23 protein-coding genes, 1 tRNA gene and 2 riboswitches are annotated in these 26,999 nt (G+C 36.5%); of the genes, 18 read left to right on the top strand and 6 right to left on the bottom strand.

The features are described 5' to 3' along the window. Nucleotides 1–124 precede the first annotated feature (124 nt). A complete protein-coding gene (locus tag BAQ48_RS23180) occupies nt 125–490 on the bottom strand; it encodes a hypothetical protein (protein ID WP_000825412.1) in 366 nt (121 codons plus the stop codon). A 64-nt stretch (nt 491–554) separates the two neighbouring features. Continuing rightward, on the bottom strand, nt 555–1,313 hold the full coding sequence (gene yqgB / locus BAQ48_RS23185) for a protein YqgB (protein WP_071712989.1): 759 nt from the start codon (nt 1,311–1,313) through the stop codon (nt 555–557). 237 nt (nt 1,314–1,550) lie between these two features. On the opposite strand from yqgB, the gene BAQ48_RS23190 reads away from it, so the two are divergent. The 14 genes from BAQ48_RS23190 (at nt 1,551) to glcK (ending at nt 15,772) form a co-directional block, all read left to right on the top strand. Then, nucleotides 1,551–1,624: transfer RNA gene (locus BAQ48_RS23190), tRNA-Ile, on the top strand. 224 nt (nt 1,625–1,848) lie between these two features. After that, on the top strand, nt 1,849–2,460 hold the full coding sequence (gene sodA / locus BAQ48_RS23195; protein ID WP_071712990.1) for a superoxide dismutase [Mn]: 612 nt from the start codon (nt 1,849–1,851) through the stop codon (nt 2,458–2,460). A 118-nt stretch (nt 2,461–2,578) separates the two neighbouring features. Further along, nucleotides 2,579–3,856, top strand: a complete 1,278-nt coding sequence (locus BAQ48_RS23200; protein ID WP_071712991.1) for an MFS transporter — start codon at nt 2,579–2,581, stop codon at nt 3,854–3,856. Between the two features lie 109 nt (nt 3,857–3,965). Next, nucleotides 3,966–6,092 (top strand): peptidoglycan D,D-transpeptidase FtsI family protein, encoded by a 2,127-nt coding sequence (locus BAQ48_RS23205; protein WP_071712992.1) that lies wholly within the window; start codon nt 3,966–3,968, stop codon nt 6,090–6,092. A gap of 336 nt (nt 6,093–6,428) precedes the next feature. Then, nucleotides 6,429–7,346 (top strand): PstS family phosphate ABC transporter substrate-binding protein, encoded by a 918-nt coding sequence (locus tag BAQ48_RS23210; protein WP_071712993.1) that lies wholly within the window; start codon nt 6,429–6,431, stop codon nt 7,344–7,346. A gap of 27 nt (nt 7,347–7,373) precedes the next feature. Further along, the gene (gene pstC / locus BAQ48_RS23215) at nt 7,374–8,324 is read left to right on the top strand and encodes a phosphate ABC transporter permease subunit PstC (protein ID WP_071712994.1); all 951 of its coding nucleotides are present in this window, start codon (nt 7,374–7,376) and stop codon (nt 8,322–8,324) included. Between the two features lies 1 nt (nt 8,325). Then, the gene (pstA, locus tag BAQ48_RS23220) at nt 8,326–9,192 is read left to right on the top strand and encodes a phosphate ABC transporter permease PstA (RefSeq protein ID WP_071712995.1); all 867 of its coding nucleotides are present in this window, start codon (nt 8,326–8,328) and stop codon (nt 9,190–9,192) included. Nucleotides 9,193–9,220: 28 nt separating this feature from the next. Next, a complete protein-coding gene (gene pstB / locus BAQ48_RS23225) occupies nt 9,221–10,036 on the top strand; it encodes a phosphate ABC transporter ATP-binding protein (protein WP_000226681.1) in 816 nt (271 codons plus the stop codon). A 171-nt stretch (nt 10,037–10,207) separates the two neighbouring features. Continuing rightward, the gene (gene phoU, locus BAQ48_RS23230; protein WP_033665537.1) at nt 10,208–10,864 is read left to right on the top strand and encodes a phosphate signaling complex protein PhoU; all 657 of its coding nucleotides are present in this window, start codon (nt 10,208–10,210) and stop codon (nt 10,862–10,864) included. A gap of 343 nt (nt 10,865–11,207) precedes the next feature. Next, nucleotides 11,208–13,562 (top strand): sugar phosphate nucleotidyltransferase, encoded by a 2,355-nt coding sequence (locus tag BAQ48_RS23235; protein ID WP_071712996.1) that lies wholly within the window; start codon nt 11,208–11,210, stop codon nt 13,560–13,562. Between the two features lie 69 nt (nt 13,563–13,631). Then, complete coding sequence (gene rpmG, locus BAQ48_RS23240; protein ID WP_001265616.1) at nt 13,632–13,781, top strand: 50S ribosomal protein L33; 150 nt, start codon at nt 13,632–13,634, stop codon at nt 13,779–13,781. A gap of 104 nt (nt 13,782–13,885) precedes the next feature. Beyond that, the gene (locus BAQ48_RS23245) at nt 13,886–14,464 is read left to right on the top strand and encodes a 5-formyltetrahydrofolate cyclo-ligase (RefSeq protein WP_071712997.1); all 579 of its coding nucleotides are present in this window, start codon (nt 13,886–13,888) and stop codon (nt 14,462–14,464) included. 104 nt (nt 14,465–14,568) lie between these two features. Then, nucleotides 14,569–14,769 carry a YqgQ family protein gene (locus tag BAQ48_RS23250; RefSeq protein WP_000253699.1) on the top strand — a complete coding sequence of 67 codons (201 nt, stop codon included), beginning with the start codon at nt 14,569–14,571 and terminating at the stop codon, nt 14,767–14,769. Nucleotides 14,770–14,788: 19 nt separating this feature from the next. Then, entirely contained in the window at nt 14,789–15,772 is a 984-nt protein-coding gene (glcK, locus tag BAQ48_RS23255) for a glucokinase (RefSeq protein WP_000391713.1), read from the top strand. Nucleotides 15,773–15,853: 81 nt separating this feature from the next. On the opposite strand, the gene BAQ48_RS23260 is transcribed toward glcK, so the two are convergent. Continuing rightward, nucleotides 15,854–16,027, bottom strand: a complete 174-nt coding sequence (locus BAQ48_RS23260) for a DUF2759 domain-containing protein (RefSeq protein WP_000524846.1) — start codon at nt 16,025–16,027, stop codon at nt 15,854–15,856. Between the two features lie 170 nt (nt 16,028–16,197). Between BAQ48_RS23260 and BAQ48_RS23265 the strand changes: the two genes are divergently transcribed. Together BAQ48_RS23265 and BAQ48_RS23270 are read left to right on the top strand one after the other, a co-directional pair. Then, nucleotides 16,198–16,827, top strand: a complete 630-nt coding sequence (locus tag BAQ48_RS23265; RefSeq protein ID WP_071712998.1) for an MBL fold metallo-hydrolase — start codon at nt 16,198–16,200, stop codon at nt 16,825–16,827. A gap of 9 nt (nt 16,828–16,836) precedes the next feature. Further along, nucleotides 16,837–17,949: a class I SAM-dependent methyltransferase gene (locus BAQ48_RS23270; protein WP_071712999.1), complete on the top strand. Its 1,113-nt coding sequence runs from the start codon at nt 16,837–16,839 to the stop codon at nt 17,947–17,949. 149 nt (nt 17,950–18,098) lie between these two features. Here BAQ48_RS23270 and BAQ48_RS23275 read toward each other — a convergent pair whose 3' ends face one another. The 3 genes from BAQ48_RS23275 to metI form a co-directional block, all read right to left on the bottom strand. Next, nucleotides 18,099–18,389, bottom strand: a complete 291-nt coding sequence (locus BAQ48_RS23275; protein WP_000894377.1) for an ArsR/SmtB family transcription factor — start codon at nt 18,387–18,389, stop codon at nt 18,099–18,101. Nucleotides 18,390–18,761: 372 nt separating this feature from the next. Then, nucleotides 18,762–19,925 (bottom strand): cystathionine beta-lyase, encoded by a 1,164-nt coding sequence (gene metC / locus BAQ48_RS23280; RefSeq protein WP_071713000.1) that lies wholly within the window; start codon nt 19,923–19,925, stop codon nt 18,762–18,764. Next, on the bottom strand, nt 19,922–21,034 hold the full coding sequence (gene metI, locus BAQ48_RS23285; protein WP_071713001.1) for a cystathionine gamma-synthase/O-acetylhomoserine thiolyase: 1,113 nt from the start codon (nt 21,032–21,034) through the stop codon (nt 19,922–19,924). Before metI ends, metC begins: the two co-directional genes overlap by 4 nt. A gap of 240 nt (nt 21,035–21,274) precedes the next feature. Further along, nucleotides 21,275–21,384, bottom strand: a riboswitch (SAM riboswitch). A 202-nt stretch (nt 21,385–21,586) separates the two neighbouring features. Continuing rightward, nucleotides 21,587–21,696, top strand: a riboswitch (SAM riboswitch). A gap of 70 nt (nt 21,697–21,766) precedes the next feature. Between metI and BAQ48_RS23290 the strand changes: the two genes are divergently transcribed. Both BAQ48_RS23290 and metH read left to right on the top strand, forming a co-directional pair. Next, nucleotides 21,767–23,599 (top strand): bifunctional homocysteine S-methyltransferase/methylenetetrahydrofolate reductase, encoded by a 1,833-nt coding sequence (locus tag BAQ48_RS23290; protein WP_071713002.1) that lies wholly within the window; start codon nt 21,767–21,769, stop codon nt 23,597–23,599. Beyond that, nucleotides 23,599–26,997 (top strand): methionine synthase, encoded by a 3,399-nt coding sequence (gene metH, locus BAQ48_RS23295; RefSeq protein ID WP_071713003.1) that lies wholly within the window; start codon nt 23,599–23,601, stop codon nt 26,995–26,997. Before BAQ48_RS23290 ends, metH begins: the two co-directional genes overlap by 1 nt. The last annotated feature ends 2 nt before the right edge of the window (nt 26,998–26,999 follow it).

A 26,999-nucleotide genomic window follows, 5' to 3' on the forward strand; every position in this document is an offset into this window, starting at 1 on the left:
CTTATTTAGTCCCTCATATCAATGATAGTATACGTGATACAGGGCTATAGAAACCGAAGTGCTCGGTTTCACTTTTACTATTGTATCAGCGCCTTTATGTAATTGACAAGGATTAAGTGATAGCTTATTGATATAACGGGAATTTATAAGACTTTCCAATTTGTATTTTTGTAGCAGTGGTACTTTTATTTAATTGTTTAAAATCATCAATCACTTTTTCAATAGAAGGAATTTTTTTCTTATTAATTTGTTCTGTAATCGAGAGGACTGTTTCACCAGTTTTTACTTCGATTGTTTTATAAGCTACATCAGTTTCTTTTTCTGCTTTAGTATCTTTATTCTGTTTTGTATCTGTGTCTTCTTTTTTTATAGTTTGAGCAGCGGTTGTTTTTTTATATGAACTTAACATCGGTAAAGTGCCGATTTTTATGTCGTAATAAAATATATAGCCGAGAACAAGCACGAATAAGAATATACCTAATCTTTTCATATTCTTCACTCCTTTGCTAGGAATATATGCTTGTCCAAAAAAAAAATGCCTATTTAGGCATTTTTTATTTTTCTTTCGGTTTGGGTACTTCTTTAATCGTTAAGTATAGAACGATTAAAACAACTGCGATATAAATGAACGTTGCCCCAGGTACGACGATCTTAAATAAATCCATAATCATGAAGAAAATGGTTGGAATTGTGTAGCTGTATGCAGTTAGTGTCCAAACTTGTTTATAGGATAGTTTACGTTGACCGCTCATTGCAGAACCGATGAACGCAAGTAAAGTCACGCCTACAAAAGTGATGAATAATTGGAATAGGTACACTAAGAATCCAATAACAAATAATAAAATTGGATAAATATTATCGAATAAAGAAATAAATTCTTGTAGATCTTTTTTCTCGAGAGATGCACCTAACAAATCGTTATAAGAATACGTTTGTATTTGACCATTTCCCGTAGAGACTACTTTATCTTTTAAAACAAATAAACCTGTTTTATTTTGATACTTCTCTATGTCTGTTGAATTTGGATCAAATACGAAAAGTGCATTTCCTTCTTCTTTTTCAATAGGTTGATCAATATCAGCTTTTAGTTCACCATTTTCAATTTTAAAATCAGGTAAATCTTTATCGATGACTTGATTTACCATGCTTACACCATCTTGGATAAAACTACCGTACAAAAAAGTTCTTGGAATAGTAGTGATTAGGCAAAGTAGCATAATATACAAAATGGTTTTACCGATTTTTTGAAAACGGAATAACGCCATATCTTTAGGCGAGTATACACTTTTTGCGAATTGGGTAAATATGGACATGGATTCACTTCCTTTATGTATGTATAAAATCATTGTAACGTACGAATCTAGGGAATCTCAAGTTATATTATATATAGAGGAGGGAACTGAATTTCTCTTTTATTAATTTTCTACTTTTAAAAGAGAAAAATACAATTGACACTTTTCTTTTGTATATGGTAAATTTATCTTACATTTCTTAAAGAATATATCCGATAGGAATTCAGTTATTTGATATATTGTTACATACATAATTGTGGACCCTTAGCTCAGCTGGTTAGAGCAGACGGCTCATAACCGTCCGGTCGTAGGTTCGAGTCCTACAGGGTCCATATCCATTTCATAAGTTTATTACGTTAGCAGGAAGCTTCCTTGTAGAAGGGAGCTTTTTTTTACGGAATATATGAGCATTTTAATTGAAAAGAAATGGGAATTTTGCTACTTTAATGATAGCAAGACAATGTGATTTATTTGTTTGCACCCTATGGCAATTAGGGTAGAATGAAGTTGTATGTCGCATATTAGTGGCAATACATAAACTGGGAGGAATATAACAATGGCAAAACACGAATTACCAAATTTACCTTATGCGTATGATGCATTAGAGCCTCACTTTGACAAAGAAACAATGAACATCCATCATACAAAACATCACAACACGTACATTACAAACTTAAACGCTGCTTTAGAAGGTCATGCAGAATTAGCTGACAAAAGCGTTGAAGAATTAGTTGCAAACTTAAATGAAGTACCAGAAGCAATCCGTACAGCAGTACGTAACAATGGTGGCGGACATGCGAACCATACATTCTTCTGGACAATCCTATCTCCAAACGGTGGCGGACAACCAGTAGGCGAACTTGCAACTGCAATTGAAGCGAAATTTGGTAGCTTCGATGCATTCAAAGAAGAATTCGCAAAAGCTGGCGCAACTCGCTTCGGTTCTGGTTGGGCTTGGTTAGTAGTAAATAACGGTGAGATCGAAGTAACAAGCACTCCAAACCAAGATTCTCCTTTAACTGAAGGTAAAACTCCAGTTATCGGTTTAGATGTTTGGGAACATGCTTACTACTTACATTACCAAAACCGTCGTCCAGACTACATCGGTGCATTCTGGAACGTTGTAGATTGGAACGCTGCTGAAAAACGTTACCAAGAAGCAAAATAATTGTAACAATTATAGAAAAAAGCTAGGAGAATGCTCCTAGCTTTTTTTCTATGCTTTCCTTTTACATAATTGGGCTTGTCTTTGGAAGACTAGAACATGAAGTAAAGGAGAGTTGTGTATGAAGTGGAAACATATAATTGGTGACGTTGAAGTGAATCGGGATTTAGTGTTATTGCTCCTTATTGGAGGCTTATACACGCTCGCAATTTCTTTATCGAATACATTTGTTAACATTTATTTATGGAAACAAACACAAAATTATGTGAATCTTGGCTTGTATAATTTGGCCAGCGTTGTATTACAGCCTCTCACATTTCTTGTAGGTGGGAAATTTGCGAAACGTATTGATCGCTCGATCTTGTTACGAATAGGTGTGGGAACGTTAGCTGTGTTTTTTATCGTTGTTTTAGTGGCGGGAAAAAGCGCTTCTCACTATATTTTATTAATGGGAGCTCTCTTAGGAGTCGGATATGGTTTTTACTGGTTAGCGTTTAACTTATTGACATTTGAGATTACAGAACCAGAAACAAGAGATTTCTTTAACGGGTTTCTCGGGCTCCTTACATCCTTCTCTGGAATGATTGGACCAATAGCGGCAGGATATACAATTTCACGTATGGAAAAATGGAGTGGTTATACTGTCATATTCTTTCTTTCATTAGTGTTATTTGCAATTGCAGTCGTTTTAAGCTTTTTTTTATCTAAGAGGGAATGTGAAGGACGTTATGAAGTCGTGGAAGTATTGAAAGAGCGACGGATTGATAAAAATTGGGGGAGAATTACACGGGCTCATTTTTTTCAGGGATTGAGAGAAGGTACGTTTATTTTTGTCATTTCTGTGTATGTTTATTTAGCAACTGATAGTGAGCTTGCATTAGGGAAATATAGCTTAGTAAATTCTACAGTATCATTTATATGTTACTACTTAGTCACTCGTATGTTAAAGAAAGAGTGGCGAAAAAAAGCAATTTTACTTGGAGGCATTATTTTATATGCTGTCGTATTTTTAGTTATATTCAATGTTACATATACAAAATTACTTATTTATGCAGCATGTATCGCGGTTGCATACCCTATTTTACTCGTTCCGTACGGATCAATGACATATGACGTAATTGGTAGAGCAAAAAATGCGAGAGAGTGGCGTGTAGAATATGTAGTTGTCCGAGAACTATGGTTAAATGCCGGTAGAATTTGTTCCATTTTAAGCTTTTTGTGTGCGGTTCTATTTTTCCCACCTGAAAAAAGTTTACCTTTCTTATTATGCATTTTAGGTGCTGGACATTTTCTTATCTATTTTGCAGTTAAAAATGTCAAATATGAAGAGGGAAATGCGGGGAAAACAAGTGTTGTAGCGCAAGGGAACGCGCAAAATCAAACAGAACCAGAAGGTTAACTTCTCGTTTATTTTATGCTAGAATAGAAAAAGATGTAAGACAGCAGTGAGGACACCTGTATGAAGGTGTCCCTTTCACATTACATAGCTGTTGGTAGAGGGGGTTTGTATGAGTAAGAAGCAGAAGCAACAAAAGAAAAAGACCCACGTTCCATTTCGGTTAAACGTGCTGTTTTTTTGCGTGTTTTTAATGTTTTCCGCGGTTATTGTAAGGCTCGGGTATGTACAAATTGTTCGCGGCGAGGAATATAAGAATGAAGTGGAGAAGAAAGAGAACTCCACGGTAAGTAATCCAGTACCGCGTGGGAAAATATTTGATCGTTATGGGCGACCTGTAGTAGATAATGCAGCCGTTCGTACAATTACATTTACAAAGATGAAGGGATCAACTTCAGAAGATCGCTTAAAAACAGCGGAAAGATTAGCAGAGTTGATTGAAGTACCAACAGATAAATTAACAGATCGTGATAAAAAAGATTATTGGCTTGCTATGCACAAAGAGGAAGCAAAAGAAAAAATTACGAATAAAGATCGTCAAGAATTGAAAGACAACAAAATTGACGATAAACAATTAGACGAGCGTCAAAGAAGTCGTGTGACAGAAGAAGAAGTGAATCAATTATCCGCAAAAGATCTAGAAATATTAGCGATTAAAAGCAAAATGGACGGCGGATATGCAATGACACCTCAAGTTATTAAAAAAGATGCTACAGAAGAAGAATATGCGATTATTAGTGAAAATCTAGCGACATTACCAGGTGTAGATACGAATGTTGATTGGGAACGAAAATACGCATATGATGGTGATTTGTTCCGAAGTGTACTTGGAGGCGTAACAACTTCTGACGAAGGTTTACCGAAAGAGCGATTAGATTACTACCTTGTTCGTGATTATAACCGAAATGACCGAGTAGGAAAAAGTTATCTTGAACAGCAATATGAAGATAGCCTGCACGGTACGAAATCAGAAGTGAAAAATGTTACCGATAAAAATGGTAATATTTTAGAAACAATTAATGTATCACAAGGACAACGAGGCAATGACCTAAATTTAACAATCGACATGGAATTACAAAAGCGTGTGGAAGAAATTATCACTAAAAATTTATTGAAATATAAAGGGGGACAACCTCTTTTAGATCGTGCATTCGTTGTAATGATGAATCCGAAAAATGGTGAAGTTTTATCTATGGCTGGGAAACAGTTAGTGAATGAAAATGGGGAAACGAAAGTACAAGATTTCGCACTAGGAACGATGACAAGTTCTTATCCGATGGGATCGACTGTAAAAGGTGCGACAGTACTTACAGGATATCAAACAGGCGCGATTCAACCGGGATCAGTTCAACTCGATGAACCGATCATATTAAAAGGAACGCCGAAAAAATCTTCTTGGAAGACGATGGGATATATTAATGATTTGACAGCATTAAAAATGTCTTCTAACGTATATATGTTTAAAACAGCGATGAATATTGCAGGTGTTCCATATGTAAGAGGCGGTACGTTAGATATACCACAAAAAGCATATGATACGATGCGTTATTATTTTGGACAGTTTGGACTTGGCGTGAAAACAGGTATTGATTTACCGAATGAATCTTCTGGACAACAAGGTAGAACAGACAATATTCCAGGTTTCTTATTAGATTTATCAATTGGACAGTATGATACGTATACACCGCTTCAATTAGCGCAGTATGTGTCAACAATTGCAAATGGTGGTTACCGTATGCAGCCGCAAGTTGTGAAGGAAATTCGTCAACCATCGGCGAAACCAGAAGAAGTTGGAAAAGTTGTTCAATCTATGGAACCGAAAGTATTAAATCGTGTTGATATGCCTGAATCACAAATTAAACGTGTGCAAGAAGGGTTTAAGCAAGTATTTAACAGCCCGGGTGGTACGGCATTAAGTTACTTCTCGACTGCAAAATATACAGCTGCTGGTAAAACAGGTACAGCTCAAACAGTGTATGGCGGAGATAAAGAGATTGGTAGAAATGCAAAAGGTGAGCGTAAAGAGACATATAACTTAACATTAGTAGGCTATGCGCCAGCTGATGATCCAGAAGTAGCGTTCTCTGTAGTTGTACCTTGGGTAGATGATAAATCAGGTATTAACGGTTATATTAGCCGTGATATTATGGACGCTTACTTTGAGTTGAAAAAGCAAGAAAATGGCGAAGCTCCAAAAGATGAAAAAGATAATAAAAATAAAGAGCAAGATGCTGAATAAAATAGTTGTAAAAAAAGCACACTATCTGAAAAGATAGTGTGCTTTTTTTTATAGTTTATGCATATCGTGTAATAAATGTGGACAAGTATAAAAGATTGAAAAAAGTACGCAATCTCACAAATGATACTTGTATATTGTGTGATGGGAGGATAACGATTTTACGGGCTAATAATCAGTGTGGATGAACAGTTTGCTATGGATTAAAATTTCACCTTATGTTGGTTCTTGTGGAACTTTACAAAACTTTTACAAACAATTAAAACCGAATTAATAGTTTAGCAGTATTCTTATATCTGTAATCCTGTTATTTCCGGTTACTTCTAGGAGGAAGAACACGTGAAATGGATGAGTACGTCGATTAAAGTTTTCATATTACCGATATGTTTCCTTTGTTTTGGCATGACTACTGCATTTGCTGTGAGTGAAATGGGAGAAGTGAGAGTTGATGGATCCTCAACAGTTTTTCCTATTATAGAAGCAGTAGCGGAGGAATACACAAAGGTGCATCCAAATGTGAAAATTTCGATCAGTGTATCTGGAACAGGAGGAGGATTTAATCGTTTCAGTAAAGGAGAAGTAGATATAAATAATGCTTCAAGAGTAATGAAACAAGTGGAAGAAAATGAAATGAAGAAAAACTCCGTTCAGTTTACACCGTTTGAAGTGGCTTACGATGGTCTTACGATCGTTGTAAATCGTCAAAATCATTGGGTAGATGATATGTCAATAGACGAGTTACGTCTATTATGGAGTGAAGATGGAAGAGAGAAGCGATGGTCACAAATTCATTCATCATGGCCACGTGAACAAGTGAAGTTTTATGCGCCAGGTGTAGATTCTGGTACTTATGATTATTTTCAAAATGTCATCTTACAAAAAAGTCGCATTGTAAAAAAAGTCTCTTTGTCTGAAGATGATCAAGTTATTATGCAAGGAGTAATGAATGATAAAAATGCCATTGCTTTTGTAGGATATGCTTATTATATGGCCAATCGAGATAAGGTGAAAGCGATAAGAGTAAATGGTGTATTTCCGACGAAAGAGACCATTCAATCAGGTGAGTATAAGCCTTTATCTAGATCGCTATTTACTTATGTGAATGATGCATCAATCCGAAATAAAATGAATGTAGCAAGTTATGTTGAGTTTATGATTCATCATGTTGGTAACCTCGCTGAAGAGGTAGGATATGTGAAATTACCAAAAGAAAAATATAATGAACAGCTGCGAATGTTAACAGAAATAAAAAGGTAATGTCAGGGTGGAAAGGGGTTTTCATCTTTGGCTCATAATGACAAAAGTCAAATTACATTTTCTGTACAACATTTGATTGAAAGAAATACAAAACAAAGAAAAAAAACGCAGCGAATCAATCGAATGGTTCCGTTATTACTAAAAATAATTGCTAGCGTGTCTATTGTGACGACACTTGGAATTATTTTTACACTTGCCAATGAAACAATGATGTTTTTTCAAAAAATACCATTATACTCCTTTTTGACGGGGAAAGAATGGTTACCTTTTTTTGAAGATCCTAAGTTCGGTATATTACCACTTATATGTGGAACGTTCCTTGTAACAGTAATCGCTATGTTCATAGCAATACCTATTGGTTTAGCTTGTGCCGTATTTTTAAGCGAATATGCTTCAAATAGTGCACGGAAAATATTAAAGCCAATGTTAGAGCTATTAGCAGGCATTCCGACAATTGTATATGGCTTTTTTGCATTAACAATTATCACGCCGCTTTTACAACGGATTATACCAGATGTACAGTTTTTTAATGCAATTAGTCCAGGGGTTGTTATTGGATTTATGCTGATACCTACAATTGCATCTCTGTCTGAAGACGCGATGAGAGCTGTAGCGAAAGGGACGAAAGAAGCTTCGTTAGCACTCGGAGCAACTCGATTTGAGATGGTAAAACAAGTCGTGTTTCCTTCGGCTTTTACAGGGATTATAGCGGCGATTATATTAGCAGCTTCCAGGGCAATTGGTGAAACGATGATCGTTGTAATTGCGGCGGGATCCACACCGAATATATCGCTTGATCCGACACATTCGATTCAAACGTTAACAGCCTATATTGTGCAAGTGAGTTTAGGTGATGCTCCGCATGGAACGATTACTTATTACAGTATGTACGCTGTAGGCGCAACGTTATTCTTGTTTACTTTTATAATGAACATCATTTCGCAGTCTATTATGCGCCGCTTTAGGAGGGTGACATAATATGCGAATGTTGAATCATAAAAAAATACAAGAAAATATGGCATCACGTTTTTTAAAAGACCGAATTTACAAATTGTCATTTTATATAGCAATTTGGTTTTCAATAGTAATACTGTTTATTTTGCTTTTTCAAATCTTTGAAAAAGGTATAAGTTATCTTTCAATAGATTTTTTTACAAACTTCGCTTCACGTAATCCGAAGGAAGCTGGGATTGCTGCAGCTTTGTCAGGAACAATATTATTTATGAGTATTGTTATACCAGTCTCCTTTATATTTGGAGTCGGGACTGCTCTTTATTTAGAGCAATATGCGAGGGAATCTATATTTAAAAAGGTAGTAGAAATTAATAATCAAACGTTAGCAGGGGTACCTTCCGTTGTATTTGGACTACTCGGCTTAACTATTTTTGTATATGCTCTTCATTTAGGAGAGAGTATCGTCGCAGCGGCATTGACGATGAGCTTACTCGTCTTACCGACAGTTGTTGTGGCTAGTCAAGAAGCAATTAGGTCTGTACCAAGTTCATTATTAGAGGCTTCTTACGGATTAGGTGCTACGAAGTGGCAAACGATGTATCGGGTTGTACTGCCGTATGCTTTCCCGGGAATTATAACGGGTTGTACGTTAGCCATATCAAGAGCAATTGGAGAAGCGGCACCGCTGTTAGTTATCGGAGCGCTTGCATTTGCAAACTATGTTCCATTTAGTATGTTTGATCGGTTTACAGTTTTACCAATTCAAATTTTTAATTGGATGAGTAGACCACAAGAAGAATTTCAGTACGTAGCAGCAGCTGGGATGATTGTTTTGTTAGGTTTGTTGCTCTTTATCAATATATTTGTCTTATGGTTACGAAATCGAAAATAAGTTGGAAGTGGATGAAAGGGGAATTCAAATGGTAGCAACAGTAGTAAATGTACAGGTGAAAAACGAAGAGAAAATCGAGACTGCACCAAAGAAAGTAGTATTTGATACGAAAAACTTAAATTTATGGTACGGCGAAGACCATGCTTTAAAGGATATTAACTTAAGTATTCATGAGAATGAAGTTACAGCAATTATCGGTCCAAGTGGTTGTGGTAAATCAACGTACTTAAAAACATTAAATCGTATGGTAGAGTTAGTACCGATCGTTCGAACTACAGGTGTAATTGAATATAGAGAACGCAACATATTTGATAAATCATATCCAGTTGAAGAATTACGAACGCATGTAGGAATGGTATTCCAAAAGCCAAATCCATTTCCAAAATCTATTTATGAAAATGTAGCATACGGCCCGAAAATTCATGGTATTCGTGATAAAAAAACATTGGATGAAATTGTTGAAAAAAGTTTACGTGGAGCAGCGATTTGGGATGAGTTGAAAGATCGTTTGCACGATAATGCATATGGTTTATCTGGTGGACAGCAACAACGTTTATGTATTGCACGTTGTTTAGCGATTGAGCCAGACGTTATTTTAATGGATGAGCCAACGTCGGCGTTAGATCCAATCTCAACATTAAAAGTAGAAGAACTAATTCAAGAGTTAAAGAAAGACTTTAGTATTGTTATCGTAACGCATAACATGCAACAAGCAGCTCGTATTTCAGACAAAACTGCTTTCTTCTTAAGTGGAGAAGTTGTGGAATATACAGATACAAACAAATTATTTACGACACCTTCAGATAAACGAACAGAAGATTATATTACAGGCCGATTTGGTTGATGTCGCTAGCAAGGCTAAGAGTAAATGCCCTCTTAACAGAGGGCGTTTCTTATTTTTACCTCATTTAAATAGAGAATGAATACTTCTCCTATCTTTAAGCTTATTACAGGCGTAAGGGGCTACGTAGGAGATTTATATATAATGGCACATAATATTGAGGGGGAAGAAACAATGGTAAGAGAACAGTTTCAATGGGATTTAAAAACGTTACAGCAAAAGGTGATTGAGCTTGGTGAGCTAGCGAGAGAAGCTTTATTACTTGCGATGGAAGGTTTGCATACAAGAGATGTAGAGAAAGCGTTAGAGGTTATAGACGGTGATTATCGTATGGATAATTTAGAAGAGGAAATAAATGATCTTGCACTTATGCTTATTACGAAGCAGCAGCCGGTAGCGAGTGATTTACGAAGAATTTTTATTTCAATTAAAACAGCAACAGATTTAGAGCGTATTGCAGATCATGCTGTAAATATTGCGAAATCTACAATTCGTCTCGGGGAAAAAGAAGTGACAGTTAGTTTGCAAAATCTTGACGAAATGTTTGAGATTGCTCATAAGATGTTAAATTTAGCACTGGAAGCATATGAGCAAGAGAATTTAACTATTGCAAAACAAATTGCTGAAATGGATGATTCAGTTGATGAAATATATGGAAAAGCAATCCGTGAATTTATCTCTTCAATTCCGGAACAACCAGAAACAATTACGCAAATTACACAGTTATCGTTTGTGGCGAGATACATTGAGCGTGTAGCAGATCATATTACGAATATTGCTGAAAATGTATTTTATTTAGTAAAAGGAAAGCATTATTTATTAAATGAATAAATAAAAAAAGCAGGTGAAACATTACCTGCTTTTTTTAGTCAAAACATGACAAAAAAAGCTCGTTGTTTCCTTTAGTTTATGATGATAAGATGTATCATAATGTAATCGAAAAATTAGTACGTATAGGTTGGTTACATAGTAAACATTATTTTACTAAGTTAATAGTAAGCGCTTTCTTTTTGGTGGAATGTAAAAGGTACATTTATATAAGAAATCTTAATCAGCGTTTCCCCCCAGTGGTGATTCGTTGAAACAATCAAACTTAAGCTAGTTAATGCGGGGTAGAAAATATACATAACGTATATGGAGTTACTGAACATTATATAAGTGGAGGCTGAAGTATATGAAGGGGGTTATTTTAGCTGGAGGAAAAGGAAGACGCCTTAGACCATTAACATGTAATACTCCAAAACCGATGTTGCCATTATTAGAAAAACCAGTATTGGAATACAATATTGAATTATTACGTCAGCATGGTATTCGTGAAATCGCAATTACAGTTCAATATATGAGTACAGCCATTAAGCAATATTTTGGTGATGGTAGTAAATGGGGAGTAAACTTGTACTATTTTGAAGATTCTCCTCCGCTTGGAACTGCCGGAAGTATTAAACAGGCGGAAAAATTTTTAGATGAAACATTTGTTGTGATAAGCGGGGATGCATTAACTGATTTTCAATTATCAGATGGAATTGCGTTTCATGAACAAAAGAAAAGAATGGTAACTATGTTTGTGAAGGAAGTAGAAAATCCGCTCTCCTTCGGTTTAGTTGTAATGAACAAAGAACAAGAAGTGACACGATATATAGAAAAACCGAGCTGGAATGAGGTAGTCTCTAATATTGTGAACACAGGGATTTATATTATGGAGCCAGATATTTTTTCTTACATACCGCCTAGGCAGTTTTTTGATTTCAGTCAAGATGTGTTTCCATTATTGGCAAATAAAAACGCGTTATTTGCATATTTATCAGAAGGTTATTGGTTAGATATCGGTACATTTGATCAATATCGCCAAGCGCAATTTGACTTGTTAACGAAAAAATTGCAAGTACCTATTCCATATACGGAAGTATTACCGCTGGTATGGATGGGAGAAGGTGTGACTATTGGGAAGGGAACGAAAATTCATGGCCCTTCTTTTATTGGAGAAGGAGCAACGATTGGTGCAGGAGCTGTAATTGAGCCCTATTCCATTATCGGAAAAAATAGTGTTATTTCAAGTTATTCTCATCTTCAAAAAAGCATTGTTTTTGCAAATACGCACATTGGAAAGTATTGTGAGCTATTAGAAACGACAATAGGAGAGCACACAATGGTTGAAGATGATGTCACGCTGTTTCAGCGAAGCATTGTAGCGGATCGTTGTCATATAGGGAAAAGTACGATAATTAAGCAAAAGGGAAAACTATGGCCTTATAAGGCGATTGATAGTCATTCGATCGTAGCATCAGCTGGTGTGCAAGAAAGTGAAAAGGGTGCAGGGTGGTTACAAAAAAGTCGCATTGTAGGAAGAGGTAATGTTGAGATTACTCCTCAATTCATTGTGAAAGTTGCGATGGCGTATGGATCTCTTTTTGCAAAAGGGGAAAGTATATTAATTGGAAGCCAAGAAAATATAGAGACAACTTCTTATAAAAATTTATTCCTTCATGCTATTCATGGTATCGGGATTCATACGATGGAATGCAAAGAAATGAACGAGTCACTGTTTCAATATAGTATTCAAAATTTGCAATGTGCAGGTGGGGTTTTCGTTCAAGTGGAAAATGAGAAAGAGGTTGTTATAAAGTTGTATGGTAAGGATGGGATGCTGTTAACGTATAAGCAGCAAAAGGCGATAGAGCAAGTATATATGTCTGAGTCTTTTTATTACGTATGTGAGAAAGAAATGGGACGAAATAATTTGGTCCATGTTTCGTTACAGGATTATATAGAAGCAGTATTAGAGCACATTGATATTGAGAAAATACAAACACAGAAGTTCCATCTTTTAATTAATAAGAGAAATGACATGTTACAACAGTTAATTATGCTCTTTTTGCAAAGGCTTGGGTGCACAGTTACATGGATTTATGCGGGGGAACAAAAAGATCATGTGAAAGCTTTGATGAAATCAAGTAAAGCAAATATGGCACTTATGTTTTCAGAGCAAGGAAATTATTTTGAGTTATATGATAACCATAGTAATATTTACCAAGGTACAGATTTTGAGGAAGTAGATATTCCAGATTTATTACTTGAATCGACAGGAAATATTTACCCGATGTCTTTGAAATTAGGAGAGTGTTACCTACTATTTTATACACATGATGAAAAAAAGTCTTTTCAAGTAAGATGGAAGCGAGATATTTTATACCGAATTGGAAAATTATTCGAGTTAATAGCGCTGCAAGGAAAAACGTTTCGCAGCATAGTAGAGCAATCCCCTCCGCTCTATTTACTTTATGATGAAGTTGTATGTTCATGGAATGAAAAAGGGAAAGTAATGAGGAAATTATTGGCCGATATGGAAAGGCAGGAAGAAGGTATATTTGAAGGAGTACAATTCAAATATGCAGAAAAAGAGTGGTCGTATATCGTTTCTGACACAAAACAACCAAAATTTTTAGTGTATTCACATGCTAGAAACCCAGTGATAGCAAGGGAAAACATGAAAAATCTTATAGAAAAAATTAGACAATATCAAAAGGTGTAGAATTTTTATTTTAAAAGTGGTATTATAGTATAGTCTGATTTAAGTTATTAGTACTGGAGGGAAATAAGAATGCGTGTGAATATTACTCTAGCATGTACAGAATGCGGAGATCGTAACTATATCTCAAAGAAAAACAAACGTAACAACGCTGAGCGTATCGAGCTTAAAAAGTATTGCAAGCGTGACAAGAAGTCTACGTTACACCGTGAAACAAAGTAAGCAGTAGGAATATTTTCCTACTGTTTCTTTTTTTATTCGATTCCTCTCTTAAAAGTGATACACTATCATCGTAGAGCAAAGTATCACTGTGAGGGGGAAAATGTGTGAGAGAAGAGAAACTACGTTTACGTAAACAAATAATAGAGCACATGAATTCTTTATCAGAAGAACGGTATACAACTTTATCAGAGCAAATTGCATTTTCGTTGTATGCGCAAAAAGAGTGGGCTGAAGCTAAAACAATTGGAATCACTCTTTCAATGGAAAATGAAGTGAATACATATCCTATTATCGAAAAAGCTTGGGAAGAAGGAAAGAAAGTTGTTGTTCCGAAGTGTAACAAAGAAACAAGAACAATGTCTTTCCGACAAATTAGTAATTTTGATCAATTAGAAACGGTGTATATGAATTTACGGGAGCCAATTCCAGTACTTACAGAAGAAGTGGATGCGGATGAAATCGACCTTCAAATCGTGCCAGGTGTAGCTTATACAGAGCGAGGAGAACGGATTGGATACGGCGGTGGCTATTATGATCGTTATCTCGTGCATTATAAAGGGAAAACGCTATCATTAGCCTATGAATTTCAAATGGTACAACATATTCCAGTAGAGCCATTTGATAAAAATGTAGAAAAAATTATTACAGAAAAAGGAACAATAGTCATAAATGGGCTTGTATAGACAAATAAAAATTGACGAGACTTTTTCTTCTTGATTATAATAAAATATGTGAACGTTTTCTTATTATAATTTTTTTATAGTAAGTGAGCATAGAGGGTGATGAAATGGTATCTATTTATGATATTCAGCAATTGCTAAAGAAATTTGGTACGATTATTTATACGGGTGATCGAATTGCAGATTTACAATTAATGCAAGATGAATTGCGTGAATTAAATCAATCACAGCTAATCGATCCGCAAGACTATCAAACAGCTTTATTTTTATTGAAGCAAGAAATTCAAAAAGAGCTAAATAAGAATTAGATAAAGGTAGGTAAGCAATATGGAAGAGAAATGGTTAGTTGGTGTTGACCTTGGTGGTACAACGATTAAATTAGCATTTATTAATGTGTACGGTGAAATTTTACATAAGTGGGAAATCCCTACGAATACAAATGAGCAAGGAAAACATATTACACTTGATGTAGCGAAAGCTATTGATAAGAAGTTAGAAGAGTTAGGCGAATTAAAAAGTAAGTTAATCGGTATTGGTATGGGAGCTCCTGGTCCTGTACATGTGGCGTCTGGAATGATTTATGAAGCGGTTAACTTAGGATGGAAAAACTATCCGTTAAAAGATTTATTAGAAGTAGAAACAGGATTACCTGTTGTGATTGATAATGATGCAAACTTAGCGGCGCTTGGTGAAATGTGGAAAGGTGCTGGCGAAGGAGCAAAAGATTTAATTTGTATGACACTTGGTACAGGTGTTGGTGGCGGCGTAATTACTAATGGTGAGATTGTACACGGCATAAGTGGTGCTGCTGGTGAGATTGGACATATTACAGTCGTTACAGAGAATGCTTTCCCATGTAATTGCGGAAAGTCTGGTTGCTTAGAAACAGTAACATCTGCAACAGGTATTGTACGTGTTGCTATGCAAAAAATACAAGAGACTGATAAAGAGAGCATGTTACGTTCTATGTTAGCAGAAGAAGGGCGTATTACATCAAAAGATGTGTTTGAAGCGCATGGCCAAGGTGATGAACTAGCAGGCGAAGTAGTAGAGAAAGTAGCTTCTTATTTAGGATTAGCTGTAGCGAACCTTTCTAGTACGTTGAACCCAGAGAAAATTGTTATTGGTGGAGGCGTATCTAAAGCTGGAGATGCACTATTAGAGCCAATTCAACGTTATTTCGAGCAATATGCGTTCTCACGCGCTGTAAAGAGCACGAAGTTAGCTATTGCGACACTTGGTAATGATGCAGGTGTTATCGGAGGAGCTTGGCTTGTAAAAAAGCACAAATACGAAGCGAAGATGATATAAGTTGTGAAATATAAAAAAGGAAGGGGGAAGCCCTTCCTTTTTTTTGTGCGAAATCTTGATGAAGAATAACATGTACATGAATTAAGCTGCTGGAGGGTACCCGTTATAGAGAACAGTCATAATCGTAAACCATCCGAAAACGAGTACAGTTGCAATTGCAAAGCCGCCCGCGAAAAAGTTCTTCTCGCGAAGAGTTCTAAGCGTAGCAAATACAGCTAACAGAGTGACAAGCGCAAAAATAATAACAAGGCCCATACAATATCCTCCTCTGTCTACCCATTCCTTAATATGAGTTTTTAGAATATTTACTCTTTTATATTGTACATGTTTTAAAAATGATTGTCGAGATAACATCCTTTCTTTTCCTAAGAGAAAGAAATGTTGTATCATTAAAAGTAAGTTTAATAACTGGAGGAGATTTTTATATGAAATGGACACAAATGCCGTTAGGCCCATTACAAACAAATGCTTATATTTTAACGAACGATCAAAATGAGTGTATTATCTTTGATCCTGGTCACGAAGGAGAAAAGCTCGTGACATATTTGCAAGAAGAACAATTAAAACCTCTTGCGGTTTTATTAACACATGCTCACTTTGATCATATTGGTGCTGTCGATGCGGTAAGAGACGCTTTCCATATTCCTGTATACGTACATAAAGAAGAAGCAGATTGGCTAGGGGATGCAACTGTAAATGGCTCTCAAATTTTTATGATGAACCGCAGTATTACAGCAAAACCAGCCGATCATATTATTAATGCAGAAGGTGCATTAACAATTGGTTCATTTAATTTTGAAATCTTTGAGACGCCAGGACATTCTCCAGGAAGTATTTCTTATTATTGTAAAGAGGCGAATGCGGTGTTCTCTGGAGATGTATTGTTCCAAATGAGTATCGGAAGAACGGATTTACCTGGTGGAAGTTTTGCTGAATTAATTGGAAGTATTGAAGAGAAGTTATTTGTCTTACCAGATGAAACAGCGGTGCTATGTGGACACGGTCCTGAAACAAGTATTGGTTTTGAAAAAGAAAATAATCCATTTTTACAATAAGGAGTCATGATGGGGATGGAGCTTATTTTAAGAGAATGGATGGGGAAAGAAAAAGATTATTCTATTTCATATAGTACGTATATGAACCTTGTATTATATACAGAAGGACATGGTTATTATATGAAAGAGCGTAAAAAGATTGGAAGACAAGGGGATTTTTTTACAAGTAGCAATGTATCCTCTGTTTTTGCAAAAACTTTTGCTAAGTTTTTTATTCGTCTTGTGGAAAATGGTGAAGTTGCTCCAAATATTTGTGAGATTGGTGGGGGAACAGGTAAGTTTGCCTATGACGTTTTACAAGAATGGAAGCAACTATCTCCGGAAACCTTTATTGATGTAAACTATTCAATGATCGAAGTGAGCCCTTTTCATAAAAAATTACAGCAGGAAAATCTTTGTTCGTTTTCTAATGTGTCATATTATACGTCACATAGTGAAATGGGAGATTTGTTCGAAGGGATTCTTTTTTCGAATGAGTTATTTGATGCATTTCCTGTTGAAGTAATTGAGAAGAGAAATGGAATATTGTATGAAGTACGTATTACGTATACAGAGGAAGGGAAACTTACAGAAGTATGTAGACCTTTAGAAAAAAGAATCGGTCAATATTTATTGAAATATAATATTCATATTGCTGAAGGGCAGCGTTCTGAAGTACCGATTGCGATGGAAGGTTATATAAAAGAAATTGCGAAATGGTTTCAAAAGGGAATATGTATTACAGTTGATTATGGATACACAAAAGAAGAGTGGATGCACCCTGCGCATCACGAAGGAAGTTTACGAGGGTATTACGAGCATAAGCTAATACGTAATCCTTTAGCATATCCGGGGGAAATGGACCTTACTACTCATATTCATTGGGATGAGCTGAAGGAGATCTTTAGCTTACAAGGAATGCATGCAGTATGGCATAAGAAGCAATCTGAATTTTTGTTAGCGGCAGGAATATTAGAGCAGCTTACGAGTCATCAAGATCGGGATCCTTTTTCAGAAGCTCAAAAACAAAATCGAGCAGTTCGTTCTATGATTTTGAACGGAGGATTAGGGAGTGCCTTTGATGTTGTGATACATACGAAAGAGATGCAACATTTACAGTTGAATCGGTATGTCACCATATAAAAAACAAGACACAGTATATATTTCTGTGTCTTGTTTTTTAATACGACTGTTAATTATGTAGCATCATATATTTTCTCTCATGATATATATATATTAAAGATATGAGATGAAAAATATAGAATACGTCCTTTTTCTCTGTCTATTAGTCCCTAACCTAATAATACGCGAACGAGTTGAATAATTGTTTCGTTTTCTACTTTGTAGTAAATTTCTAATCCTTTTCTTTCACTAGAAACGATTTTAGCGCTTTTTAACTTTGCTAAATGCTGTGAAATTGTAGATTGTGGCATGTTTAAGCCAGTGTACATTGTAGAAACGTTGCTTGGACCACGCTCGATTAATCCTTTTACGATACATAAACGAACAGGGTGAGCAAGTACTTTCAATAATTCTGCATTGCTTTCATATAGTTCTAATTCTTTTTGAAAGGTTTCTAACATGTTCTTTTCCACCTCCGTGTGAGCTGTTATACCATACTATACATACCAAAAAATTAACGAAAAGAAAACAGTTGTTGCAGAAAAAAAGTCCTAAAGTAAAGAAATTGTAAGAAAAGAGACCCTGATGTAAATAAAGTAGATAAAATTGCATGGTTTTGTAAAATGACATTTTTGGGTGAAAATTTCGATGCGTTTTAAAAATTGAAAGATATAGATATATTTGTAACACAATCTTATCATGATTTTCTTATTCTTTCAAATGAATATACTAAATTTTTAAAATAATATGACAAAGGAATTATAATGATATATATAGAATATAAAACAGGTTAAAAGAAAAGAAGCTGAATGTACTCAGCTTCTTTTTTTCATTTATGCATTTACGGGTTCTTCTACATAAGAAAGGGCATTTTCGAAATCGGATATTAAATCGTTAACATTTTCCAGGCCGACGGATAACCGAAGTAATGAATTGGAAATACCTCTTTCATCACGAGCTTCTTGCGACAGTGCTGCATGTGACATTTTAGCTGGATAGGAAAGGATCGATTCGACAGCTCCTAAACTAACCGCAAAGACCGGTAATTTTACTTTTGATAAAAATTGGCGGAGTGCATCTTCTGACTGCAAAGTAAATGATAAGACCGCTCCAGCTGACGTTGCTTGTGATTGCTGAATATCAAAACCAAGATGTGTTTGTAATCCTGGATAATAGACATTTTTAACTTTAGCGTGCTCTTGTAAATAATGTGCAATTTTATTGGCATTTGCAGCGGAATGTTCGAGACGTACATGCAATGTTTTTAGACCGCGAAGCACGAGAGAACAATCTTGTGGTCCTAAAATAGCACCGAATGCATTTTGTAAAAAACCAAGTTTTTGAGCGAGTTCGGCATCTTTTACAACCGCTAATCCGGCAGTAACATCACTATGACCAGCAATAAACTTTGTGGCACTATGAAGAACGACATCAGCGCCAAGGTCAAGTGGCTTCTGAAATAATGGTGTCAAAAATGTATTATCAACAAAAGTAAGAGCGCCAATAGATTTTGCGAGTTTAGAAACCTCGCGAATATCTGTCACTTTTAAAAGTGGGTTGGAAGGTGTTTCTACATAAAAGAGCTTCGTATTCGGTTTAATATTCTGCTTTATTTCTTCTAGATTGGTCATATCAACAAAGGTATGTGAAACACCGTATCGAGAGAGCACTTCAGTTATAATTCGGTAAGTGCCTCCATATACGTCCTCTGAAATAAGTACATGATCGCCTTGTGAAAGGAGGAGAAATGCAGTAGAAATTGCCGCAATGCCGGATGCAAAGGCGAATCCCTTTGTTCCGCTTTCTAGTAAAGCGATAATATCTTCAAGAGCTTCACGAGTTGGATTCCCGGATCGGCTATAGTCATATTTTCCAAATGTATCTACATCAAATTGGTGGAATGTTGATGTATTATAGATGGGAACGTTAACAGCTCCTGTTTGCGGGTCATGTTTATATTGGTTGTGCAGTAAGAGTGTATCTATAGAATAACTCATATTCTTACACCTTCTTTTACAAGTTTAATGGCTTGCTTTAAGTCTTGAATTAAATCGTTACTATTTTCAATACCGACGGAGAATCGAAGAAGACGATTGCACACACCGTTTGCTGTTCTGATTTCTTCAGGAATATCAGCATGTGTTTGTGTTGCTGGATATGTCATTAAACTTTCCACACCACCAAGACTTTCAGCAAATGTAATTAAGGATAAAGATTGTAAGAATGGATTAACCCAGGCTTCATCTTTAAGACGAAATGAAATCATACCGCCTCTTCCTGGATAAAATACATCTGTCACACCATCTTCATTGTTTAAATAAGCAACAACAGCTTTCGCATTTTCTTCATGTTGTCTCATGCGAAGCGCTAACGTTTTCATACCGCGAATTAATAGCCATGAGTCAAATGGGCTTAAGACAGCACCAGAGGCATTATGATAATGAGCGATTTCCTCACAAAGTTCCTTTCCTTTTGCAACGACAAGTCCGCTTAGTACATCGTTATGCCCACCTAAATATTTCGTTGCACTATGAAGTACGATGTCGGCACCTTCCGTTAATGGTTGCTGTATATACGGCGTGTAGAAGGTGTTGTCTACAATAAGGAGTAGTCCATGCCTTTTCGCTACAGTTGCGACGGCGGCAATATCAGTAACTTGCATTAATGGATTAGTTGGAGTTTCTATGAAAATAGCCTTCGTTTCAGTGGTGATAGCTTTTTCGATTTGTTTAATAGATTGTGTATTTACGTATCTACATCGAACATTCCACTTTTTTTCGTGCTCAGAGAATAATCGATAAGTGCCCCCGTATAAATCTTCGGATACAATAAGTTCGTCTCCAGAGCGGAATAAAGAAAGGACGAGGAGAACAGCAGCCATCCCTGAACTACAGGCATAACCTTGTTCGCCATATTCTAAGTCCGCGATTGCCTGTTCTAAAAGACCACGAGTTGGGTTACCAGTTCGTGAGTAGTCAAAACCAGTAGATTGACCAATCCCCTCGTGACGATAAGCGGTTGAGAAATAAACAGGTGGATTAACGGTTCCTGTTGTAGTTTCGCTACGATTTCCGATTTGTGCTAGTTTTGTTTCGATAGTTGACATGTAAAAATTCCTCCTTTTTAAATTAACAATTAAGTGAATATAAAGTGAAACTTTAATCAGTGAGGGATTCATCCCCACTGATTATTAGTTGAACCAATCGGGCTTTTATGGGCAGTTCGATTCCAACCTAACTTCTTTGTTCCAGCTGAATTTTGAGGTGGGAATCTTACTGCCCGTTAATGCGGGGTAAAATAAAAAAAGCCTTCTAAGAAGAAGGCTTTCGGTTTGAATAGAGTCTTCTTCTCATCTGTCAAATCGTTCACAATTTGCTGGAATTAGCACCTTATTAACAAATGTTAATGGTTGCTGAGGCGTCATAGGGCCAGTCCCTCTACCTCTCTAGATAAGAAAGTTCGTATGAAATTTTATTATGGTTTTAACTTTACAACAAAAGATAATTGAATTGCAACTTTATTTTAAATAATTTTTATTTTTCCGCAAGTGTCATTGACTTTTGCATTTGTGCATGCTAAATTTATTAAAAAATTAACAAACATTGTTAAAAGGGGAACGCATTTCCTTTTAGCTACATAAATAAAATATATAGACAAACTCTTATTGAGAGCGGTGGAGGGAAAGGCCCTGTGAAACCCGGCAACCTTCAAACAATATGTTTGAAACGGTGCTAATACCTGCAAAACGAATGTTTTGCATAATAAGAGGAGGATCGATTATGTCCCCCTCTTCAAAGTGAAGAGGGGGTTTTTATATTGATAGAAATGAGGGAGATTCGTGAAATTACTAGATTTATTATCAAAAGGAACTGTAATAGGTGATGGTGCAGTTGGAACGTTATTGCATTCACATGGTTTGCAAAGTAGTTTTGAAGAATTGAATATATCAGATCCAGATTTAATTATATCGATTCATAAGCAATATGTAGCTGCTGGGGCAGATGTAATTCAAACAAATACGTACGGTGCAAATGAAGCGAAATTACGTATGTATGGTTTAGAAAATCAAGTTACTGAAATTAATAGAGCGGCAGTAAAACTGGCGAAAGCATCTGTAACAGAAAGAAATGCAATTTTAGGAACAATTGGTGGTATGAAACATATCGGAGCTGTTACAACGACCGATATGGAAAGGGAGTTTATGCTACTTGAGCAGGCAGGTGCTTTACTAGAGGAACAGGTTGATGGACTGCTATTAGAGACTTTCTATGATGAGTTTGAATTACTTCATGCTGTTAAGGTGTTACGAAAACAAACGAATATTCCCATTGTAGCTCAATTAGCGTTACATGAGGCAGGTACGACTCAAAATGGAAATGATGTAAATGAAATATTAAAACAGATTTTAGATTATGGTGCAAATGTTGTTGGATTGAATTGCCAACTAGGACCACTTCATATGACAGAAGCCTTGAAAATGATATCGATCCCTCAAAATGGTTACTTGTCAGCATATCCGAATGCAGGTCTTCCAAATTATGTGGAGGGGCGTTACGTATATGAGGGAAGTCCAGCTTATTTTGAAGCAATGGCACCGAAATTTATTGAGCAAGGTGTTCGCTTATTGGGTGGTTGTTGTGGTACGACTCCAGAACATATTGAAAGTATGAAGCGTGCTACTCTAAATGTTACACCTGTAATAGAAAAGGACACGATTCAAAGACCGAAAGTAGTTCATACACACGAGAAACGTTCGAAAGCCCACGTTACTCTAGCAGAGAAGGCAAAGAAACAAACGACAGTTGTAGTGGAATTAGATCCACCGAAAACGCTAGACACACAGCGGTTTTTTGAAGGGGCAAGAGCGCTGAAAAGAGCTGGAGCGGACGCTATTACTCTAGCAGATAATTCGTTAGCGTCGCCTCGCGTTTCGAATATGGCGATGGGTGCATTATTAACGAAGCATGATATTCCAGTATTGACGCATTTAACGTGTAGAGACCACAACGTCATTGGACTACAATCTCACTTACTAGGTTTATCGGCGTTAGGTATGGAAGAAGTGCTAGCTTTAACTGGTGATCCAGCACGTGTTGGTGATTTTCCAGGTGCCACTTCTGTATATGATTTGTCCTCTATTGAGCTCATTAAAATGATTAAAGAAATGAACGATGGACGTTCTATTTTAGGGAAATCAATTGGTCCAGCGACAAGGTTCTCGGTCGGAGGTGCGTTTAATCCGCATGTAAGGCATTTAAAAGCGGCAGTAAAACGAATGGAACGAAAAATAGATGCTGGAGCAGAATACTTTTTAACGCAGCCGATTTATGATGTTGCTTTAATTAAAGAAGTATATGAAGCGACAAAGCATTTGGAACAGCCTATTTTTATTGGAATTATGCCGTTAGTAAGTAAGCGGAATGCAGATTTTCTGCATTTTGAAGTGCCTGGTATTACTCTCCCAGAAGAGATAAGACAAAGAATGGATGGACATGAAACGAAAGAGGAAGCAATTGAGGAAGGAATCCGTATTTCACAAGAACTAATCGATGTGGCGATGAAATATTTTAACGGCATCTATCTTATTACACCATTTCTAAAATATGAAATTACAGAACATCTTGTTAAATATGTGAGAGAAAAGCAAGAAGTGAAAGAAGGTATTAATTGATGAAATGTATAGAAGAAAAATTACAAAATAACATCTTAATATTAGATGGTGCAATGGGGACAATGATCCAACAAGAGGACTTAACTGCGGAAGATTTCGGGGGAGAAGAGTACGAAGGTTGTAATGAATATTTAGTAGAAACAAGACCAGATGTTATTTTAAAGATTCATAAAGCCTATATTGAAGCTGGAGCTGACATCATTGAAACAAATACATTTGGTGCGACGAACATTGTATTAAGTGATTATGAGTTATCTCATTTAGATGAAGAGTTAAATGAAAAAGCAGCAATCTTGGCGAAGCAAGCTGTTATAGAAAGCGGGAAGGAAGTATATGTTGCAGGTGCGATGGGACCGACAACGAAAGCGATTAGTGTTACTGGTGGTGTAACGTTTGAAGAATTAATTGAAGCCTATACGCGGCAGGCAAGAGGATTGTTGAAGGGAGAAGTTGATGTATTACTCGTTGAGACGAGTCAAGATATGCGTAACGTGAAGGCTGCTTATATTGGAATTCAAGCAGCTTTTGACGAACTAAATAAAATTGTACCTATCATGATTTCGGGAACGATTGAACCGATGGGAACGACTCTGGCGGGGCAAACAATAGAGGCTTTTTACTTATCGATAGAACATATGAAGCCATTATCTGTTGGATTAAACTGTGCGACTGGTCCGGAGTTTATGAGAGACCATATTCGTTCACTATCTGATTTATCGGAGTGTTACATTTCTTGTTATCCAAATGCAGGTCTTCCTGATGAAGATGGACATTATCATGAATCTCCATCTTCTCTCGCTGAAAAAGTGAAGCGATTTGCTGATGAAGGATGGATTAATATTATCGGTGGTTGTTGTGGGACAACACCAGAACATATAAGAGCGATGAAATCCGCATTAGCGTCTCTTAAGCCTCGTGAACATCATGAACGAGAAGGGCATGGGGTTAGTGGATTAGAGGCATTGCAATATGATGATTCTATGAGACCGCTATTTGTTGGTGAAAGAACGAACGTTATTGGATCACGTAAATTTAAACGATTAGTAGCAGAAGGAAAATTTGAAGAGGCCGCTGAAGTCGCAAGAGCGCAAGTGAAGAAGAATGCTCATATTATTGATATTTGTATGGCAGACCCGGACCGCGATGAAATAGAAGATATGGAAAACTTCTTGGCAGAAGTTACGAAAGTGTTAAAAGTACCGATTATGATTGATTCAACAGATGAAAACGTGATGGAGCGAGCTCTTACTTATATTCAAGGGAAAGCTGTTATTAATTCAATTAATTTAGAAGATGGAGAAGAACGATTTAAAAAAGTGACGCCGCTTCTTCAGAAATATGGCGCTGCTATTGTTGTAGGAACAATTGATGAAGATGGTATGGCGGTTAGTGCAGAACGAAAACTTGAAATTGCGAAAAGAAGCTATGATTTATTGACGACGAAATATGGTATACGTCCGTCTGATATTATTTTTGATGCGCTCGTATTTCCTGTAGGTACAGGTGATGAAGAATATATTGGCTCGGCGGCCGCGACGATAGAAGGAATTCGCCTTATTAAAGAAGCATTACCAGAGTGTTTGACGATTTTAGGTGTAAGTAACATATCATTTGGTTTACCACCGGCGGGACGTGAAGTGCTAAATTCGGTATTTTTATATCATGCAACGAAAGCAGGATTAGATTACGCAATTGTTAATACGGAAAAATTAGAACGCTATGCGTCGATTCCAGAGGAAGAAAAACACCTTGCAGATGCATTATTATTTGAAACGACGAAAGAGACGTTAGAAGAATTTACAAACTTTTACCGAGTCGCTAAAAAGAAAGATGTCGTTGTGCAAGAAACGTTAACTCTTGATGAACGACTAGCAAATTATATTGTGGAAGGTACGAAACAAGGGTTACACGAGGATTTAAGTCTTGCACTTGAAGAAGGTAGGAAACCTCTTGATATTATTAATGGTCCACTTATGACAGGAATGGATGAGGTGGGACGATTATTTAATAATAATGAATTGATTGTTGCTGAAGTATTGCAAAGTGCTGAAAGTATGAAAGCAGCTGTAAGTTATTTAGAGCCTCATATGGAATCTAGTGACAGTGCGAAAAAAGGGAAAGTATTATTAGCGACTGTTAAAGGGGACGTACATGATATTGGGAAAAATCTTGTTGAAATTATTTTATCGAATAACGGATATGAGATTATTAATTTAGGAATCAATGTTCGCTCAGATCGAATTGTTCAAGAAGTACAAGAGAAGAAGCCTGATATTATAGGGCTTTCTGGTTTGCTAGTAAAATCAGCTCAACAAATGGTAACGACTGCAGAGGATTTACAAGCGGCGGATATTGACATTCCAATTGTTGTAGGCGGAGCAGCGTTAACGAGAAAGTTTACAGATAATCGAATTTCGCCCTCCTATAAAGGGCTCGTATGTTATGCGAGCGATGCGATGACAGGTCTTGATATTATTAATAAGCTTCAAAAAGAAGAAGAGCGTGAGAAGATGAAGCAGGATAAAAAGGAACGTCATCTTCATATCGTAACAAAAGAAGAGAAGAAAGTAGAAATTCCAGTAGTAATTGAGCCATTACCAAAATCAGAGGTTATCGTGCCTGATTCAACAAAACGAATTGTATTACGGGATATTCCTGCCCTCCATCTTGCTCCATTTTTAAATAGACAAATGCTACTTGGACATCACCTTGGATTAAAAGGAAATGTGAAGAAGCTGTTGAAAGAAGGGGATAAAAGAGCGCACGAATTAAATGATTTAATAGACGAGTTATTAGTGGAAGGACAATCTTGGTTAAAACCGAAAGCAGTGTATCAATTCTTCCCAGCGCAAAGCGACGGACAAAATATTGTAATATATGATCCAGAAGATCATACGCGTGTTATAGAGCGTTTCACATTCCCAAGGCAAGGAAAAGCACCGCATCGTACTTTAGGTGACTATTTAAGACCAATTGGAGATGAAATGGACTATGTTGCTTTCCTATCAGTTACTGTTGGGGAAGGCGTTCGGGACATTGCTGAAGAGTGGAAGGCGAAAGGTGATTATTTACGCAGTCATGCCATTCAATCGTTAGCGCTTGAATTAGCAGAAGGACTTGCTGAAAAAACACATATGCTCATTCGCGATCGCTGGGGTATTCCAGATTCACCAGAACTCACGATGGAAGAACGCTTCCGTACAAAATATAGAGGGATACGCGTGTCATTCGGTTATCCAGCATGTCCAGAACTCGCAGATCAAGAAAAGCTATTTCGCTTAATTAATCCAGAAGAAATAGGGATTTCATTAACGGAAGGATTTATGATGGAGCCAGAAGCATCTGTAACGGCTATGGTATTTTCTCACCCCGAGGCAAGATATTTTAGTGTATTATAGTC

This window comes from Bacillus luti, from assembly GCF_001884105.1.
Taxonomy (GTDB): domain Bacteria; phylum Bacillota; class Bacilli; order Bacillales; family Bacillaceae_G; genus Bacillus_A; species Bacillus_A luti.

What these genes read in the sequence shown, in the direction of transcription:
- BAQ48_RS23180 (WP_000825412.1), bottom strand. Translation starts at nt 490, where the DNA reads ATGAAAAGATTAGGTATATTCTTATTCGTGCTTGTTCTCGGCTATATA.
- yqgB (WP_071712989.1), bottom strand. Translation starts at nt 1,313, where the DNA reads ATGTCCATATTTACCCAATTCGCAAAAAGTGTATACTCGCCTAAAGAT.
- sodA (WP_071712990.1), top strand. Translation starts at nt 1,849, where the DNA reads ATGGCAAAACACGAATTACCAAATTTACCTTATGCGTATGATGCATTA.
- BAQ48_RS23200 (WP_071712991.1), top strand. Translation starts at nt 2,579, where the DNA reads ATGAAGTGGAAACATATAATTGGTGACGTTGAAGTGAATCGGGATTTA.
- BAQ48_RS23205 (WP_071712992.1), top strand. Translation starts at nt 3,966, where the DNA reads ATGAGTAAGAAGCAGAAGCAACAAAAGAAAAAGACCCACGTTCCATTT.
- pstA (WP_071712995.1), top strand. Translation starts at nt 8,326, where the DNA reads ATGCGAATGTTGAATCATAAAAAAATACAAGAAAATATGGCATCACGT.
- pstB (WP_000226681.1), top strand. Translation starts at nt 9,221, where the DNA reads ATGGTAGCAACAGTAGTAAATGTACAGGTGAAAAACGAAGAGAAAATC.
- phoU (WP_033665537.1), top strand. Translation starts at nt 10,208, where the DNA reads ATGGTAAGAGAACAGTTTCAATGGGATTTAAAAACGTTACAGCAAAAG.
- BAQ48_RS23235 (WP_071712996.1), top strand. Translation starts at nt 11,208, where the DNA reads ATGAAGGGGGTTATTTTAGCTGGAGGAAAAGGAAGACGCCTTAGACCA.
- rpmG (WP_001265616.1), top strand. Translation starts at nt 13,632, where the DNA reads ATGCGTGTGAATATTACTCTAGCATGTACAGAATGCGGAGATCGTAAC.
- BAQ48_RS23250 (WP_000253699.1), top strand. Translation starts at nt 14,569, where the DNA reads ATGGTATCTATTTATGATATTCAGCAATTGCTAAAGAAATTTGGTACG.
- glcK (WP_000391713.1), top strand. Translation starts at nt 14,789, where the DNA reads ATGGAAGAGAAATGGTTAGTTGGTGTTGACCTTGGTGGTACAACGATT.
- BAQ48_RS23260 (WP_000524846.1), bottom strand. Translation starts at nt 16,027, where the DNA reads ATGGGCCTTGTTATTATTTTTGCGCTTGTCACTCTGTTAGCTGTATTT.
- BAQ48_RS23265 (WP_071712998.1), top strand. Translation starts at nt 16,198, where the DNA reads ATGAAATGGACACAAATGCCGTTAGGCCCATTACAAACAAATGCTTAT.
- BAQ48_RS23270 (WP_071712999.1), top strand. Translation starts at nt 16,837, where the DNA reads ATGGGGATGGAGCTTATTTTAAGAGAATGGATGGGGAAAGAAAAAGAT.
- BAQ48_RS23275 (WP_000894377.1), bottom strand. Translation starts at nt 18,389, where the DNA reads ATGTTAGAAACCTTTCAAAAAGAATTAGAACTATATGAAAGCAATGCA.
- metC (WP_071713000.1), bottom strand. Translation starts at nt 19,925, where the DNA reads ATGAGTTATTCTATAGATACACTCTTACTGCACAACCAATATAAACAT.
- metI (WP_071713001.1), bottom strand. Translation starts at nt 21,034, where the DNA reads ATGTCAACTATCGAAACAAAACTAGCACAAATCGGAAATCGTAGCGAA.
- metH (WP_071713003.1), top strand. Translation starts at nt 23,599, where the DNA reads ATGAAATGTATAGAAGAAAAATTACAAAATAACATCTTAATATTAGAT.